The sequence below is a fragment of the Haloarcula amylolytica JCM 13557 genome (assembly GCF_000336615.1).
Classification (GTDB): domain Archaea; phylum Halobacteriota; class Halobacteria; order Halobacteriales; family Haloarculaceae; genus Haloarcula; species Haloarcula amylolytica.
Window position 1 is genome coordinate 202,797 of record NZ_AOLW01000024.1, and the last position, 16,278, is coordinate 219,074.

A 16,278-nucleotide genomic window follows, 5' to 3' on the forward strand; every position below is an offset into this window, starting at 1 on the left:
GTTATTGCGAGCGGGCGGGCAGCCCCAGATACATGACTGTTGACATAAACGGAGCTGGTACTGGGTCACAGCAATCGGGCTGGCAGGCGTCACGCCGGTCCGTGCTGTCCAGTATCGGTGCCGTAGCGGGCATCGGACTGTTCAGCGGAACCGGGCAGGCACAGACGGGGGCTGGACTATCGGGGGCAGGAGCGCTGTACCTCGTCACGACGGGAGCCGGACAATCAAACGGGAACGGCAACGGAACGGAGTATCTGGTGCTCGACGGCAGCGGCAGCGTCGCGTTCTCGACCGGCGGTACTGCCGATGAGGCGTTCCAGTATGCCTTCGACAACGTGCCGGACAGCGGCGGGCCCGTTGTCGCTAGCGCCGACACCTTCCGCTTTGGCGGCCCGGCGACGATGGGCGACAACACCGCATTGACCGGACAACAGGGAACCCGGTTCGTCGTCTCGCAGACGGGAACGGCTGAGGACCCCGCGCCGTCGGAGTCCCAGTCGAACCCGCTGCCGGCCGGCCACGACCTCGTTCGCGTGCGCGGTGACAACGTCGCCGTCACCGGCATCGAGTTCGACGCCGACGGAACGCAACTGAACAACCAGGCCATCCAGGCCGACCAGTGCGACGGCGTCTACATCGCCCGCAACCGTACGGTGAACGGCTTCCAGATGGCGCTGTCGTTCACGCGATGTACGGGTGTAACAGTCGAACACAACGAGGTCGTCAATCCGAACTGGTACGGTATCACCAGCCGGGCCGCACCGACCGGCAGCGACCGCGACCTCCGGCAGTCGAGCGACGTGGTCATCGCCGGCAACCGCGTCGTCGGCGTGAAGTTCAACAACATCGCCCCGTACAACGTCTCGAACTTCGCCGTCATCGGCAACGTCGCCGTCGACGGCGGCCACAGCCTCATTGCCTGCTCGCCGGCCCAGCGCGGGACCATCGTCGGGAACGTCTGCCGGGACCTGACCGAGTTTGCACCCGACCCCGGCGGCGAGGCTGGCATCGAAATCGAGTACAAGGAAACTCACCTCCGGGAGGAGGTGGCCGGGACCCCCAGAGCCCGGTCGTCCGACATCACTATTTCGGGTAATCAGGTCGACAACTGTCCGGTTGGCATCCTTGCGCGAACGGTCCCAGCGGATGCTGACAACACCGACGCACGGAGTGCAGAGCGACCGTACAGTTTCACCATCACGGGCAACACGGTCAGCGACGCCTCAGCGGCCGGCATCCGACTCCGGTCGGGCAACGCGGGCGTGGTCGCGACGAATACAGTCCGGAACGCCGGGACTGCGGTCGACATCGACGAGGAGTTCACCGCGGACATTGAGCAAGGACTGAACGTGACCCGGTAACAGCGGTTCGAGAGGGGGTTGTAAGATATAAACCGCCGGCCCGCAAACGACACAGCAATGACCGACGACGAGGAGACGGTCCAGTGCTGGCTGGTCGAACGCTCCAGTTTCGGCGACGAGCGGATGGTGACGCTCATCTACGCGCCCCCGGAGGGCGACCGCCACCTGACCAAGCAGCTCTCACCGAACCTGCTCAGACGGAAACGGATTACGGCAGCGACGGATGTCGAGGTCGACAAGCTCGAACCCGTAACCGACGAGGAGACGCGGGAGCGCTACGCCACGGAGGCCCAGCGGATGGCCGAGCGCCACGACCCCGACGCTGAGGTGTAACCGGCCCTGAGACGGTGTGTGGCCGCGTGCTGACTTTCTTGCGTGATAACTGGAACACGAAAGACTATACAGGCGGCCGTCACAAACCGGCCGTATGGCAGCGATAGAACTGGATGGCGTCACCAAGCAGTTCGGGAGTCTCACCGCACTGCAAGGGGTCGACCTCACCGTCGAGGAGGGGGAAATCTTCGGCTTCCTCGGCCCGAACGGGGCCGGGAAGTCGACAACGATCAACATCCTCCTGGATTTCGTCCGCGCGACCGACGGGTCGGCGACGGTGCTCGGCCACGACATCCACGAAGAACCGAAGCAGATCCGTGCCCGCACTGGAGTCCTCCCCGAAGGCTACGACGTGTACGACCGGCTCACCGGTCGCCAGCACCTCTCCTTTGTCATCGAATCGAAAGACGCCGACGCTGACGCCGACGAACTGGCCGAACGGGTCGGCATCGCCGACGCCATCGACCGCAAGGCCGGCGGCTACTCCAAGGGGATGCAACAGCGGCTTGTGCTCGCAATGGCCATCGTCGGCGAGCCCGACCTCCTCATCCTCGACGAGCCGACGACTGGGCTCGACCCGAACGGCGCACGGCTGATGCGTGAGATCATCCGCGAGGAGAACGAGCGCGGCGCGACCGTCTTCTTCTCCAGTCACATCCTCGGCCAGGTCGAGGCCGTCTGTGACACGGTCGGCATCCTCCAGAACGGCCGCCTCATCGCGAAAGACAGCGTCGCCGGGCTGCGCGAGGCCGCCGCCGGGGACACCGTCCTCCGCGTGACGCTGGCCGACGGCGACGGCACCGACGCCGCGGTCGCGGCTATCGAGGGGCTCGACGAGGTCTCGACCGTGACCGCGGACGGGACCACGCTCACTGTGGGCTGTGACAGCGACGCGAAGATGGCCGTCCTCAACGCCGTCGAGGAGAGCGGGGGCGAAGTCGCCAACTTCGAGACAGAGGAGGCCTCGCTGGATGAGGTGTTCGCCGCCTACACCGAACAGCAAGAACAGGAGCAACCGGAGGTCGACGCATGAGCGCCGAGCAGAACCCCGTCAAGCGCCTCCTCGGCGATATCGACACGAGCATCAAGAACTCCGAGTTCGCCGACTGGTACCCTATCTCGAAAAAGGAGTTCCGCGATACGGTCCGCTCGCCATGGATCTGGGTCCTCTCGTTGATCTTCATCGTCCTCTTCGCGCTGCCGGCGCTGCTTGGCCTGTATTTTAACATCGGGCAGCAATTCGCCGAGTCCGGGGCGTCGCTGACGACAGACGCGTACGTCCGGTTCGCACTGCCCATTGCAGCGCCGCTGCTCCCCGCAGTCGCTATCGTGATCGGCTACGCCGCCATCGCCCGGGAGAGCGAGCGCGGCTCCCTGAAGATACTGCTCTCGCTCCCGTACACGCGCGGCGAACTGCTCGCGGGCAAGTTCGTCGGCCGGAGCGCGATCACGCTCATTCCGGTCACGGTCGGGCTCCTGACGACCCTGCTGGTGATACTCCCGTCACAGATTGAGATCGCGTGGGAGTCGTTCCTGCTGTTCGCACTCACCACGATGGCCTACGGGGTCGTGTTCACGGCATTTGCAATCGGCCTCTCGGCGGCGCTGAAGACTGCACGACGGGCGATGGCGGCGTCGCTCGGGATCTACGTCTACCTGCAGGTGTTCTGGTCGAACCTGGGGACGGGCCTGGGGAACCTGCTGTCGGACCACGCGAATATCGGCGAGGTGACCCAGCTTCACGTCGAACTGTTCGTCTCGCTGCTGAGCCCCATCGCGGCGTACCGCACGCTCGTCCAAGAGATCCTGCAGGGCTCGCCGATCCGCTCGCGGCTCCTCCTGACGTCGAACCCGCAGGCGACATGCGAGAAGATGCTGGGTGGGACGCTCGAAGTGACACAGGCCGGTGGCGAGTGTACCAGCGCCGCGCTACCGCCCCAGTACGGGACGGTTGCAGTCATTGGCTACCTCCTGCTGTGGCTGGTCGTCCCGCTGGTCGCCGGCTACTACGTCTTCGAAAACAAGGACCTGTAGGCCTACAGGACACCAGCGTCGTCCAGCAATTCTTCGAACTCGCTCTTGGTGAGCGTCTTGACGCCGTGTTCTTCCGCGTCGTCCCGTTTTCGCTGGCCGGGATTATCGCCCAGCACCAGATAGTCCGTGTTGCCGGAGACGCTGCTCGTCGCCGACCCGCCGTTGCGCTCGATTAGGTCCTGTGCGTCGCTGCGGGTGTAGCCGTCGAGCGACCCGGTGAAGACGAACGTCTGGCCGTTCAGGGCGTCGCCGCCCGTTTCCTCAGCGGCCTGGGGGTTGACGTGGTCGAGCAGACGGTCGATGACGGCGCGGTTCCCCTCGCCCTCGAAGAACTCTACGATTGAGCGCGTGACGGTCGAACCTACGTCGGGCACGGCCTCGAAGGCGTTGGTGTTGCCCTCGTCGGCAGCGTCCAGTATCGCCTCGAACGTGCCGAACTCCTGGGCGAGATTTCGTGCGGTGACGGTGCCCACTTCGGGGATACCCAGCGCGACGAGGAAATTCGCAAGCGGCGGCTCGCGGGCGTCCTCCATCCCTTCGACGAGGTTCCGGGCGCTGGTCTCGCCCCAGCCCTCCAGGTCGGTGAGGTCCTCAACGGTGAGTTCGTACAGGTCCGCGGGGTCCGAGACGAGGTCGGCGTCCAGCAGTTGCTGGACGGCCTTCTCGCCGAGGCCCTCGATGTCAAGCGCGTCGCGGCTGGCGTAGTGCTCGACGCTGCGCTCGCGCTGGGCGGGACAGGTGAGGCCGCCGGTGCAGAACGCCATCGGTCCATCGTGCTCGACGGGGCTGTCACACGCCGGGCAGGTGTCCGGGAACTCGAAGTGGCCGTCGCCGTCGTCGTCGAGCACTTCGACGACGTCCGGAATGACGTCGCCGGCCCGCTTGATGCGGACGCGGTCGCCCACGTCGACACCGAGGTCAGCGATGAGCGAGGGGTTGTGCAGCGAGGCGCGGGAGACAGTGACGCCGCCGACCTCGACAGGGTCCATCAGCGCGACGGGGGTGAGCCGACCGGTCCGGCCGACCTGCACGACGATGTCCCTGACCGTCGTCTCCTCCTTGCGGGCCGGGAACTTGTAGGCGAAGGCCCACCGCGGGGCGCGCGAGGTCGAGCCGAGTTCGTCGCAGGCGTCCATGTCGTCGACTTTGATGACGACGCCGTCGATCTCGTAGTCGAGGTCGTCGCGGGCCTGCTGCTGGTCGGTCCGGTAGTCGATGGCAGCGTCGATGTCGTCGACGACAGCGGTCCGCTGGCACACCCGGAGGCCCCACTCGGGGAACCGCTCGTGCATCTCGCTGTGGCTCTCGAAGTCGACCGAGGCATCGAGGACGCCGAAGAAGAACACCGACAGCGGGCGTTCTGCGGTCACCGACGGGTCGAGCTGGCGGAGCGTCCCGGCGGCGGCGTTGCGGGGGTTCGCGAAGGGGTCCTCGCCGCGCTCGACGCGCTCGCGGTTGAACGCCGTGAAGGCGTCCCGCGGGATGTACACCTCGCCGCGGACGGCCAGGAAGTCGGGGTAGTCACCGCGGAGCCGCTGGGGGACACTGGAGATGGTCCGGACGTTCTCGGTCACGTCCTCGCCGACCTCGCCGTCGCCGCGGGTCGCAGCGCGCTGGTAGACGCCGTCCTCGTAGACGATCTCGATAGAGAGGCCGTCGAACTTCGGCTCGCAGAAGTACTGCACATCGTCGGTGTCGAGCCCGTCGCGAACCCGCTCGTCGAACTCCTGTACGTCCGCTTCCTCGCCGCCCTGGTCGATAGAGCCCATCCGGGCGACGTGTTCGACGTCGGGGAGTTCGTCCAGTGGCTCGCCACCGACGCGCTGGGTCGGACTGCCGTCGGTGTCGAGGTCGAACGCCGATTCGAGTCGCTGGAGCCGGGCAAACAGCGCGTCGTAGGCCCGGTCGCCGATGACCGGGTCGTTCTCGACGTAGTAGCAGTAGTCGTGATAGCGGAGCGCCTCGCGCAACTGATCAGCTTGCTCGCGGGCCGTCGCTTCGTCGAGAGTCGTTGTGTCCTCGAACTCGGTCGGGGGTCCCTCGACATAGGGGTTGTCCGCGAGATCAGCGTCGTCGGCTACAGCCATTACAGTCTGTTCTGGGTGCCGACCACTAAGCAACTCCGTCTGGGATTGCAGAGTGTTATACCAACAACAGCGGCCCTCGTCAATCAGCGCGCTGAGCGCCAGCCGACTCCGACGTTACGCCGGCAAAGCCGGTCCGGTCGACCGCGATAGCATCGACGTTGGCAAACAGGAACCCGGCGAAGCCGACGCGGATCAGGAGCCCCATGTACTCGCTGATGACGGTCAACACGAACGGGTCGAACACGTCCGCAACCGCAAGCAACGAGTAGGCGATGAGCATCCCGATGAGGAACAACAGGAGGTTCCGGGACTTCCAGTGCAGGAGCCGCTGGTCGTCGGGCAGGTCGGCCGCACGACGCCAGACTGGGCCGAGTAACAGGTACGCAAGCAGGAGCTGGCCGATAACGAGGACGCCAAAGCCGACGAGTCCGATAGCGCCGCCGACGATCGTCCCGCCGTTGAAAGCGATGACCTGTACCGCCGGGATGGCGGCGGCGACAGCCAACGTTCGGCGGGACGCCCCGGCTATCGCGACCGTAAGCGTCCACAGCACCGTGTACGCGACGAAGTCGTCGACGATGTTCGGGACAGTGAGCTGGGACCCGGGCACTGGCAGGACGCCGGCCGCCGTCAGCGCGGTCGTCACGGCTGAAATCCCGACGACGGCCACCACCGGGTAGCAGTAGTGTCGGTGGGACGACGGAATGCGCCTGAGCCACCCAGAGAGCACGACGGCCGCGACGGCCAGCAGGACCGCGGCGATCTCGTAGACGGCCGACCCGCTAATCATCGTCGCCCCCGACGCGCTGTTGTCCGGCGGTCGGTGTCGCCCCGTCCGTTCCACCGTGACCGACTGCCCGCGTCTCGAACGCATCGAGTCGATCGATGAGTTCTCGGGTCCGTGTCGAGAGGTCCTCTGCCCGCTGCCGGACGGCACTCATCGTTTCGGCGGTTTCCTGGGCCGTATCGGCCAGGTCGTGGGACTGCTCGGCGACGTCGCTGGCAACCTCGCCGACGGTGTCGATAGTCGCGGCCAGTTCCTCGGTCGCGCTGGCACCGTCGTCGGTCGCCCGCGAGATCTCGGCCATCGCATCGTCGACATCGTCGACAGTGTCAGTCAACCGCTCGACGGCGTCACCGACCTGATTGACCGTGGTAACGCCCGCGTCGATGCGCTCTCTGGTGTGGTCCATCTCGTCGGCCACCTCGTCGACTTCCCCGCGAGCCCCCTCAACGATACTCTCGATCTCGTCGATCGCCGCCTGGGTTTCCTCCGCGAGCGTCTTGACTTCCTCGGCGACGACAGCGAACCCGTCACCGCCGTCACCGGCGTGTGAGGCCTCGATGTTGGCGTTCAGTGCGAGCATATTCGTCTGCTCGGCGATATCATCTATCAGTCCGGTCGTGGCCGCGACGTCGTCCATGCGGTCATCCAAGTCAGTCACCAACTCATCGAGATGGGTCACAGCGGTTTCGATTCCTTCGATGGCCTCAATGGCCTCCGCCGTCCGGTCTGTCCCGGTCGCGCCAACGTTCGCGGCTTCCCCGGCCTGTCGAGCGACCTCGTCAGTCGTCGAGGCGACTTCCTCGACGGTCGCGGACAGGTCGTTCGTCTCCTCGATGGCCGTTTCGAGCTGGGTTGCCTGGGCTTCGATATCGCCGGCCAGTTCCCGGATATCGACGGCAAGAGACTGGTTGAGTTCCTCGACCTCTGTCGCGTCGGCAGCGACGGCCGTGCTTGCTTCCTCAACATCAGTTGCGAACTGCCGGATATCGACGACAGTCTCCGAGAGGCCGTCGGCCATCTCCTCGTAGGCGACCGAGATCCGTTCGACGGCATCGACACCGGTGTCTGTGTCGAGGCGTCGGGTGAAATCGCCGTCAGCCGCGGCCGTCATTGCGTCACCGATGTCCGTCGCATGATCAAGGAGCGTTTCGTTGAACTCCTCAGCCTCCTGTCGCGCCGCCTGTGCGTCTTGCTTGGCCTGTTCGGCCTCCTTACGTGCGGTTTCGGACTCGTCGAACGCGTCGCTGAGAGAGCGGCGCATACTGTCAAAAGCCGATGCGAGGCGACCGAACTCGTCCGCGCGGTCGACGTCCGGACTAGTCTCAAGGTCGCCGTCCTCGATAGCTGTCGCGGCGTCGGTCAGGCGCCGGAGTTCGACCGCCGCGTTCCCGGCCAGAACAATCGCGAGCAGTCCGAGATTGAGCGTTACCACGAACAGCGTCCCAGAAATAGCCGCGAGTCCAGCCCCCTGATTTGCCGCGTGCGCGGCAAACACAGCCCCGAACGCGAGCGTGACTGCGAGCGTCACACCGATTGCGACCCCGATTCGTCGGCTGTAGTGGGTCACAACCCTCGTTCGCACGTTCGTTTCAGTCATACGTGCGAATTTCTGACCTCCTGACTTATGCCTACCTTTTCGAATTCAAATACTGATAACTGGGGCGTCGAGGCCTAAAAACGGTCTTTTATAGATATTCGGAACTGGGCGTTTCGATCCTGCACAAGCACAATCGCTATCAGGGGGAAAACAGGAGAGGAGGGGCAAAAACTCCGCAAACCGAAAGTTATCGGCCAATACTGGCGCTTGGTGCCTTGATAACGAGTTCCCCGTCGCTTCGGACAGTGACCGAGTGGCCGGCATATTCAAACGAGATACTGACAGGCGTCGAGCGCTTCGAGGAGTCGACGAGTGAGTCGAGCGCTTCGGGGTCGACAGTCTCGTACAGCGGTGCGAAGTCAGTCTGTTCCCGGCCGGTCATGGCGGAGATGTACTCAGTCACTGCCGCGCTCGGTCGCGTCTCGCTCCAGTCGAACTGTTTTCTGGTCACGTTCATCGGTGTTGAGGAGTCGCTGTCCCTACTCCGCCTGTTGCTTTTACTCATATGGTTCGTCTATCTACATCAAAGTAGTCGGCAGTAATATAGTCTTCCCAGCATTATCAAACTGTGAAAACGCCAAGTGGTAGAAGCGAGCCGCCCTAGAACGGCCTATAGCCCCGGCCTCAGTCGATTATTCCTCAATTTACAGATCGGCCACGTCTTCGATTGCGTCGGTTAGCTCTTTGATACTCTCAACGGTGTGTTCGCCCATGTGTCCGATACGGAAACTCTCCTCGCTGATGTCGCCGTAGCCGCTGGAGAACACCATGTCGTATTCTTCGGAGACGGCCTCGACCGTCTCGGCGACGTTGATGTCCTGCGTGTTCTCGATGCAGGTCACCGTCTGGGACTCGTAGCCTTCCTCGGGGTAGAGGTCGAAGTGTTCGCGCGCCCACTCGCGCGTGTACTCGGCCATCTCCTGATGGCGCTGGTCGCGGGCGTCGTGGCTCTCATCGAGCATGTGCTTCATCTGCTTGCGGTACGCGAGCATGAGCGGAATCGCCGGCGTGGAGTGGGTCTGTCCCTTCCGGTCGTAGTAGTCCAGACAGCGCTGGAAGCCGCCGTACCAGGACGCCGAATCCTTCTCCAGTTCCCGCTCGTAGGCCGCGTCGCTGACGGCACAGACCGCGAGCCCCGGCGGCATGGCGAAGGCCTTCTGCGTGGACGTGAAGATAGCGTCGATGCCGTGGGCCTCGATGTCGATCTGGTCGCCGCCGAGGCAGGAAATCGCGTCAACGATGAAGTAGGTATCCGGGTACTCCGCGACCACGTCGCCGATCTCCTCGATAGGGTTCCGGACGCCGGTCGAGGTCTCGTTCATCACGGCCCCGACGGCGTCGTAGTCACCGGATTCGAGCGCGTCACGGATGTCGCCGGGCTTGACCGCCGTGCCCCAGTCGTACTCGATGCGGTCGACGTCCTTGCCGAGGCGCTCTGCGACGTTGGCCTGGCGCTCGCTGAACGCGCCGGAGGTCGGCACGAGCATACTGTCTTCGACCAGGTTGAGCGTCGTCGACTCCCAGAACTCCGTGCCCGACGCCGTGAGCACGATGACATCGTTGTCGGTGCCGAGGAACTCCTTCGTGTCCTCGACGATGGTGGTGTAGAGGTCCGTCATCCGGTCCATCCGGTGGCCGAACATCGGTTCGGCCATCGCCTCGATAACGTCGTCGCGCACCTCTGTCGGCCCCGGGAGATACAGCGTCTTGTCCTGGTACTCGTCTTTGTATTCGCGTTTTTCGGTCACAGAACCACCTGTAGTAGGTGGACTCTCGAATCCGGGAGGCATGGTAGTTTTGATACCGGACGAAGCGAATCAATGCGTGCTCTAAAGCGGGGACCCGCTCACGCAAAGAATACGCAGACAGCGATTGTACCCTTCAGGAAGTATTTACCAATTGAGCAGTCACGTTCGTCCATGGGCAGCCACACCCCGCTCACGGACGCCCAGCGAGCGGCCGTCGCCGATAGAGCGGTCGAGCAAGTCTCCGACACGCTGATCGAGATGCACGCCGACTCGGGTTCGGGTCACCGCAAACCGCTCAGCGACGACGATACCAGCGGACGCCGTACATGACCAGACCGGCGTAAATTGCCGGGCCGAACAGAACTGTGGCACTGGTCGCCACCGCTCCGCTGAACAGATATCCGAGGAACACGTCGATAAACACCAGTAGGAAGGGAGCAAGCGCGAGTGCCTTCCCGCCGGTTCTGAGCGCCGCGTCGAACGTCGACTGTGTCGCGGCAATTGCCCCGACACCGGCGACGACGAGGAGATACAGCGCGGCACCCGGAGGCGAGACGAGTGGGAGGGTAAACAGCGCGATACCGGCGAGCAAGACACCGACGAATGTCGGCCCGTTGTCGCTCTGTGCGAGCGCGTTCTGGATACCGTCGACGTCGCCGGCGTTGAGGGCCGCTTCGAGGTCAGACGCGGTCTGACTGCCGTCGGCATCAAGGACTGTTGTCCCGGTTCCGGCATCGACCGGGCTCTCGAAGTCCCGGCCGCAGTGCATACACCACGTCGCGGTCGCACTGACTTTCTCCGAGCAGTGAGGGCAGCGGGGATCGGCGGTCATACTGTCATGTTCGAGGGCGCACAGTTAGCGGTTACGGGGGGAGAATATACAGGTGTCCGCGGTAAACGGGGTGTATGGATTGGGTCGCACGGGCCGAGAGCCTCCTGTACGATGGCGAGGTGATCGAAGCGGACGTCAGGCTGGACCGTGGCGGGGTCGTCGTGACGAGTCACCGCATCCTCGTGTTCACGCCCGACCGCGAGGGGTCGAACTACCGGCAGGTCGACCGCCCCAACGTCGAGGGCGTCGACGTCACCACCAGCGGCGACTGGTCGTTTCTCGAACTCGGCGTGAAGGCGCTGGTCGTCGGCGTCGTGCTGGTGGCCGCCGGGATGACCGTGAGCCTCGACAGCCTCGTCAGCAACGTCTCGCTGGACAGCGGCGGTGCCGCCAGTGCCGTCGGTATCGGGGGGATGCTGGGGATGCTCCGGACGATGCTGTCGCTGATGGCGCAACTGGACGACCTGCTGCGCCTGTTCGGCGGCCTCGCGCTGGCCTTCGCCGCCGTCGTCCTCGGGGTCTATCTCTGGAGCCGCGACCGACTGCTCGTCGTGCGCGTCGCCGGCGACGACGACATCGAACTTGCTGCGCCGGAGGACGAGAGTATCGTCGAGCGAATCGAGGCCGCCATCGTTCCGGAGGCGGCCCCTGCCGACGCCGGGAACGTCGACCGGCCTGCGCCCGACGACCCGCTCCCGTGACGTTCAACCCCGCCGAGCACCAACTCCGAGCTAATGGACGCCGACGGGGTTCGAGAGCGCGCGGGGTCGTTGCCACGGGAGCCCGGCGTATACCTGTTCGAACAGGGCCGGGACGACAAGCGCCGGGTCCTCTACGTCGGGAAGGCCGTCGACCTGCGTGACCGCGTGCGCTCGTATGCCGACCCGCGGAGCGAGCGCATCGCCAAGATGGTCGAGCGGGCCGAGACCATCGACTTCGCCGTCACCGACACCGAGACGCAGGCACTGTTGCTCGAAGCGAACCTCATCAAGCGCCACCGGCCGCCGTACAACGTCCGGCTGAAAGACGACAAGTCCTACCCGCTGGTCCAGTTGACCGACCATCCAGTCCCCCGAATCGAGGTGACCCGCGACCCCGAGGACGGCGCGACCGTCTACGGGCCGTTCACCGACAAGGGGCGGGTCGAGACGGTCGTGAAGGCACTGCGCGAGACGTACGGCCTGCGGGGGTGTTCCGACCACAAGTACAGCAACCGGGACCGACCCTGTCTCGACTACGAGATGGGCATCTGTACCGCGCCCTGCACCGGTGAGATCAGCGAAACCGAGTACGCCGAAGACGTCGAGTCCGTCACGCGGTACTTCGAGGGCGAAACCGGCGTCCTCGCGGACCCGCTACGCCGCGAGATGGAGACCGCCGCACAGAACCAGGAGTTCGAGCGCGCCGCGAACCTCCGGGACAAGCTCGGGGCCGTCGAGGCGCTCCACGGCGAGGGCGACACCGCCGTTAGCGACTCCGGGGGATACCAGACGACGGACGTTCTCGGGGCCGCCGTCGAGGGCGAGCGCGCCATCGTCGCCCGGCTCCACGCCGAGGGCGGCAAGCTCGTCGAACGGGACCGCCACACGCTGGAGGCCCCGGACAGCGAGGGGACCGCGGGCGTGTATCGGGCGTTCATCCCGCAGTACTACGCCGAGCGGGACCTGCCGGACCGGATTCTCTGTGCCGAGGACCCCGCCGACCCGGACATCGAAGCGTGGCTTGAAAGTGAGGGCGTTACGCTCGGGGTGCCCGGTGCCGGACGGGAAGCGACGCTGGTCGACCTCGCGTTGAAAAACGCCCGCCAGCGCGGCGGGGCTGACGACGAGAGCGGCCGTCTAGCCGACGCACTGGGTATCGACCGCCCGAGCCGTATCGAGGGCTTCGACGTGAGCCACGCGCAGGGCCGGTCAGCCGTTGGTTCGAACGTCACCTTCGTCGACGAGACGCCCGAGAAGAGCGACTACCGCCGGAAGAAGCTCACCGAGCAAAACGACGACTACGCGAACATGCGCGAACTCCTCCGTTGGCGGGCCGCGCGCGCCGTCGAAGGCCGGGACGACCGGCCGGACCCGGACCTGCTGCTCATCGACGGCGGCGACGGCCAGCTCGGGGCGGCCCGCGACGCCCTCGCCGAGACTGGCTGGGACGTGCCGGCCATCGCGCTGGCGAAGGACGAGGAACTGGTCATCACGCCCGACCGCGTGTACGACTGGGACAGCGACGCCCCGCAGCTCCACCTGCTCCAGCGGATTCGCGACGAGGCCCACCGCTTTGCCGTCCAGTACCACCAGACGCTACGGGATGAAGTGTCGACGACGCTCGACGACGTGCCCGGCGTCGGCCCCGAAACGCGGAAGCGACTGCTCCGACGCTTCGGCAGCGTCGACAACGTCAGGACGGCCTCCGACGAGGAGCTGACAGCTATCGACGGTATCGGCGAGCAGACCGCAGAGACGATTCGGACCCGGCTACAGTGATTTTGTATAGCGTTTAGTAGTTTATCGGGCCATAGCGCTCAGATTCGCTAATCTGTCGAGAAGAGGCTAAAGAAGGTCGCTATATGGCGATCCCAGCGTCTTAATGCCGTTATAGCGAAACGACCGAGTTCCGGAGCGTCCCGACACCCTCGTAGGTTATCTCGATTGTGTCACCGGGCGCGACCGTCCCCGGGTTGGCCGGACTGCCGAACGCAACAACGTCGCCCGGACGGAGCGTGAACCGCTCGGAAAGGTACGCGACCACCTCGTGGGGACCGAACAGCATCTCGCTGGTGTTGGCAGACTGCCGGCGCTCGTCGTTGATGTCAGTGTACATGTCGAGACCTGTGGGGTCGACGTCAGTCTCGATCCACGGCCCCAGCGGTCCGGACCCGTCGAAGGCCTTCCGTGCGGTGCGGCCCTGCTGGTCCAGCGCGTCGACGTCGTTCAGTACCGTGTATCCCTGGACGGCGTCGGAAACGTCAGCCGGGTCAAGGTCACGACACCGCTCACCGATGACCGCAGCCAGCTCACCGGCGTAGGTGAGTTCGTCGGTGAACGGCGGGTAAGGGATGTGCTGCTCGTGGGCGAGTAGCGCTGTCGGGGGTTTGATGAAGAAGTCCGGTTCCTCGGGCCGGTCGTAATCCATCTGGTCGTTGGTCGCGGCGTAGTTCCGACCGACGCAGTACAGCGCGGTCGGTTCACACGGCGGGAGGAGTCGTCCATCGCGGCCGACCACATACTGGCCATCGTCAGCATGGACGACGCCGTCAACGTATTCGCCAGTGACCGGTCCATCGTCCGTTAACAGTCGTGCGGTTCGCATACGCTGTGGTCCGAAGGCCGGTCAAAAAGGCGTGTCGCCCCACACTGCTCGAAAGACCGTTTTGAATGGGATGTGAGCCGTTCTCGGGTCGCTTCGTCGAATGAGACTGCCACTGGAGCAGTATTAGATAAATTCCATCGCGCTATATGAAATGGCCGCTAGCGACAACCCCATTCAGAACCTGGGGGTCAGAAACGCCGTGCTGACCACCGAAGTGACTTTTTCGGGCAACGCGTATCAGCAGATATGGCTGTGACCCGACGGCTCCTCATGGCCGTCGTCGGAGTGTTGTCGTTGCTGGTCTATCTCTCGGCGGCATACGTGGGGTACGCGCTGCTTCTACCAGTGTGGGACAGCCGTCCGTCGCCGCTGATAGCCGCCCTTGTCGTTATCGTGACGGCAATTGTTCTCGGCATCGTGAACTACTGGGCTGCTACGGCGCGGCTCAAGCGGTCTCTCGACGCAGTCGAACTCTCGCGAGCGCGTGTGCCGGAGGTCTACCGCCGCCTCGACACGCTCGTCGATCAGATGGACGTCGAGACGCCGACGTTGCTACTGGCGGAGCTGCCGGTCCCGAACGCGTTCGCCATCGGCGGCGGCGCTGGGGTTATCGTCGTCGACCGGCGGCTGTTCCAACTGTTATCCGCGACGGAGTTCGAGGCGCTGCTGGCACACGAACTCGCGCATCTGGAGACCCGGGATGCGCTCGTTCAGACTGTCGCGTACAGCCTCGTCCAGACGGTTGTCGGGCTTGTCGGCCTTGTTCTGTTTCCCGTCGTGGTGCTAACCGGTGGCCTCGCGCGCTCGTTCGCATTACTGCGTGGCAACCCCTCGTCGTGGTCGCGCTCCTGGCTCGGGCGGGCACAGCGGTACGCGCTACAGGTCGTTGCCGGTCTCGGATTCGCGGTAGCGCTGCTGATACTCGGCTACTCCAGGCGTCGCGAGTTGGCAGCCGACGACCGCGCGATCGAAATAACGGGGAACCCCGTTGGACTCGCCCGAGCCCTCACGAAAATCGAGCAGGCGTCGAAGCCGGACACCGGTCTCCTGCGACAGCTATACGTTCACAGCGAAGCGGACAGCGAGCTTTCACGTCTCCTGTCGACGCACCCGCCGATGGATGAGCGGATACAGCGGCTACAGGAGAGCGCAGCACGGAGTTCCGCGAGGGTGAGCGAGGCGTCGGGCAGCCGTCGGTAGCTGCGTCGTTCAGCGACGGCCGGGAGCGCCGTAGTATATGCAAACGATTGCTTATAGAGATGGACAACCTCATTCAACAAACATATAGGACATATATGACCAGGAATCGGTCTTCTTCGTGGTAGATACCGCTCGAAACACGTCGGTTTTGGCGGGCGTGTCTGACCGACGACAGTCTCGTTTGAGGCGTGAGAGGGGACGAACATTGTACACCAATCTCGTCAAGGTGAGTGAGCAGTAGGATGTGTCGCGTCCGAGGCCGACACGGGGAAAGTCTCTATATGCACATTGAGAGCAACATAGCGGTCCTAGAAACCGCTATGTTCGGCAAGGCGCTTACATCCGCATATGCAAGCCAGCATCCCGCAGCGAGCGACCGAGGGGGCAAAGAGCCACACATACGGATGCCCGCTGTGTAACTGTGGTGCGGACAGTGAAGACGACATTTACTGCCATCTGCTGGTCTCACACCGGAAGAGCGCACTTGTTGACGCGCTTCTCGAAAGAGTGGACAGCGACGAGTTGGCCCGGGTTTAATTTCGGTACGGGCGTCAGTATCGTCTGGTAGTACCAAATAGTTAATTCTGGAGAGAGTAGTACGGTATTTGTGTTCATACTTGTCCACTTGTTACCCATATTCTGAAATCGAAGGGTAACACTGGCACCGCTCGCGTGGTAGATTCGACTCGGTTCGAGAGCCCTGGGCCGTACTACAGCGCATTGACTGCTATTTTTTCGTCGGTGCGGTTTATCGCTATAAATTGAATACTGCTATATCAAATGCTGGGAGACGACTCGGGCGACGGCCGGTCCAGCAACTACCAGCAGCGGGTCAATAACATACATACACATGTTAGACTATGAGATGTATTTATATACTAGGAGAGGTCGCAGCAGCGATCAGTCGTAGCGACACGGCAACAGAATGCGAATAGCTCTGGGATACCGGTACGGCCGACCAATAGTAATTTCCAAGGAACACAAATACCGCAA

The 16,278-nt window shown here is 63.9% G+C and carries 16 protein-coding genes; 9 read left to right on the forward strand and 7 right to left on the reverse strand.

All coding sequences use genetic code 11. The annotated features are described in order from the left end of the window. Nucleotides 1–32: 32 nt before the first annotated feature. The 4 genes from C442_RS13440 (at nt 33) to C442_RS13455 (ending at nt 3,728) form a co-directional block, all read left to right on the forward strand. Entirely contained in the window at nt 33–1,361 is a 1,329-nt protein-coding gene (locus tag C442_RS13440) for a NosD domain-containing protein (protein WP_049942980.1), read from the forward strand. A 57-nt stretch (nt 1,362–1,418) separates the two neighbouring features. Continuing rightward, nucleotides 1,419–1,694, forward strand: coding sequence for a hypothetical protein (locus tag C442_RS13445; RefSeq protein WP_008311289.1), 276 nt, complete (start codon nt 1,419–1,421; stop codon nt 1,692–1,694). A 94-nt stretch (nt 1,695–1,788) separates the two neighbouring features. After that, nucleotides 1,789–2,727 carry an ABC transporter ATP-binding protein gene (locus C442_RS13450; protein ID WP_008311290.1) on the forward strand — a complete coding sequence of 313 codons (939 nt, stop codon included), beginning with the start codon at nt 1,789–1,791 and terminating at the stop codon, nt 2,725–2,727. Then, a complete protein-coding gene (locus C442_RS13455) occupies nt 2,724–3,728 on the forward strand; it encodes an ABC transporter permease (protein ID WP_008311292.1) in 1,005 nt (334 codons plus the stop codon). The genes C442_RS13450 and C442_RS13455 overlap by 4 nt, the downstream gene beginning before the upstream one ends. A 2-nt stretch (nt 3,729–3,730) precedes the next feature. On the opposite strand, the gene ligA is transcribed toward C442_RS13455, so the two are convergent. The 5 genes from ligA to C442_RS13480 all read right to left on the reverse strand — a co-directional run bounded on the left by ligA (nt 3,731) and on the right by C442_RS13480 (nt 9,947). Next, entirely contained in the window at nt 3,731–5,815 is a 2,085-nt protein-coding gene (gene ligA, locus C442_RS13460; RefSeq protein WP_008311294.1) for an NAD-dependent DNA ligase LigA, read from the reverse strand. Nucleotides 5,816–5,894: 79 nt separating this feature from the next. Further along, entirely contained in the window at nt 5,895–6,605 is a 711-nt protein-coding gene (locus tag C442_RS13465; RefSeq protein WP_008311295.1) for a bacteriorhodopsin, read from the reverse strand. Next, nucleotides 6,598–8,199: a methyl-accepting chemotaxis protein gene (locus tag C442_RS13470; RefSeq protein WP_008311297.1), complete on the reverse strand. Its 1,602-nt coding sequence runs from the start codon at nt 8,197–8,199 to the stop codon at nt 6,598–6,600. Before C442_RS13470 ends, C442_RS13465 begins: the two co-directional genes overlap by 8 nt. A 187-nt stretch (nt 8,200–8,386) precedes the next feature. Next, entirely contained in the window at nt 8,387–8,704 is a 318-nt protein-coding gene (locus C442_RS13475; protein ID WP_228841581.1) for a HalOD1 output domain-containing protein, read from the reverse strand. Between the two features lie 139 nt (nt 8,705–8,843). Continuing rightward, the gene (locus tag C442_RS13480) at nt 8,844–9,947 is read right to left on the reverse strand and encodes a pyridoxal-phosphate-dependent aminotransferase family protein (protein WP_008311300.1); all 1,104 of its coding nucleotides are present in this window, start codon (nt 9,945–9,947) and stop codon (nt 8,844–8,846) included. 171 nt (nt 9,948–10,118) lie between these two features. Between C442_RS13480 and C442_RS21830 the strand changes: the two genes are divergently transcribed. After that, the gene (locus C442_RS21830) at nt 10,119–10,277 is read left to right on the forward strand and encodes a hypothetical protein (RefSeq protein WP_161606628.1); all 159 of its coding nucleotides are present in this window, start codon (nt 10,119–10,121) and stop codon (nt 10,275–10,277) included. Here C442_RS21830 and C442_RS13485 read toward each other — a convergent pair. Next, nucleotides 10,243–10,716 (reverse strand): hypothetical protein, encoded by a 474-nt coding sequence (locus C442_RS13485; protein WP_008311302.1) that lies wholly within the window; start codon nt 10,714–10,716, stop codon nt 10,243–10,245. The two genes, C442_RS21830 and C442_RS13485, sit on opposite strands and share 35 nt — an antisense overlap. Nucleotides 10,717–10,853: 137 nt before the next feature. On the opposite strand from C442_RS13485, the gene C442_RS13490 reads away from it, so the two are divergent. Together C442_RS13490 and C442_RS13495 are read left to right on the forward strand one after the other, a co-directional pair. Beyond that, nucleotides 10,854–11,480 carry a hypothetical protein gene (locus tag C442_RS13490; protein ID WP_008311304.1) on the forward strand — a complete coding sequence of 209 codons (627 nt, stop codon included), beginning with the start codon at nt 10,854–10,856 and terminating at the stop codon, nt 11,478–11,480. Nucleotides 11,481–11,513: 33 nt separating this feature from the next. Beyond that, the gene (locus C442_RS13495) at nt 11,514–13,259 is read left to right on the forward strand and encodes an excinuclease ABC subunit C (RefSeq protein ID WP_008311306.1); all 1,746 of its coding nucleotides are present in this window, start codon (nt 11,514–11,516) and stop codon (nt 13,257–13,259) included. Between the two features lie 109 nt (nt 13,260–13,368). Here C442_RS13495 and C442_RS13500 read toward each other — a convergent pair whose 3' ends face one another. Then, nucleotides 13,369–14,085 (reverse strand): fumarylacetoacetate hydrolase family protein, encoded by a 717-nt coding sequence (locus C442_RS13500; protein WP_008311309.1) that lies wholly within the window; start codon nt 14,083–14,085, stop codon nt 13,369–13,371. Nucleotides 14,086–14,331: 246 nt separating this feature from the next. Between C442_RS13500 and C442_RS13505 the strand changes: the two genes are divergently transcribed. Continuing rightward, nucleotides 14,332–15,285, forward strand: coding sequence for a M48 family metallopeptidase (locus C442_RS13505; protein ID WP_049942981.1), 954 nt, complete (start codon nt 14,332–14,334; stop codon nt 15,283–15,285). Between the two features lie 348 nt (nt 15,286–15,633). Next, a complete protein-coding gene (locus C442_RS20960; RefSeq protein WP_014039293.1) occupies nt 15,634–15,822 on the forward strand; it encodes a hypothetical protein in 189 nt (62 codons plus the stop codon). The last annotated feature ends 456 nt before the right edge of the window (nt 15,823–16,278 follow it).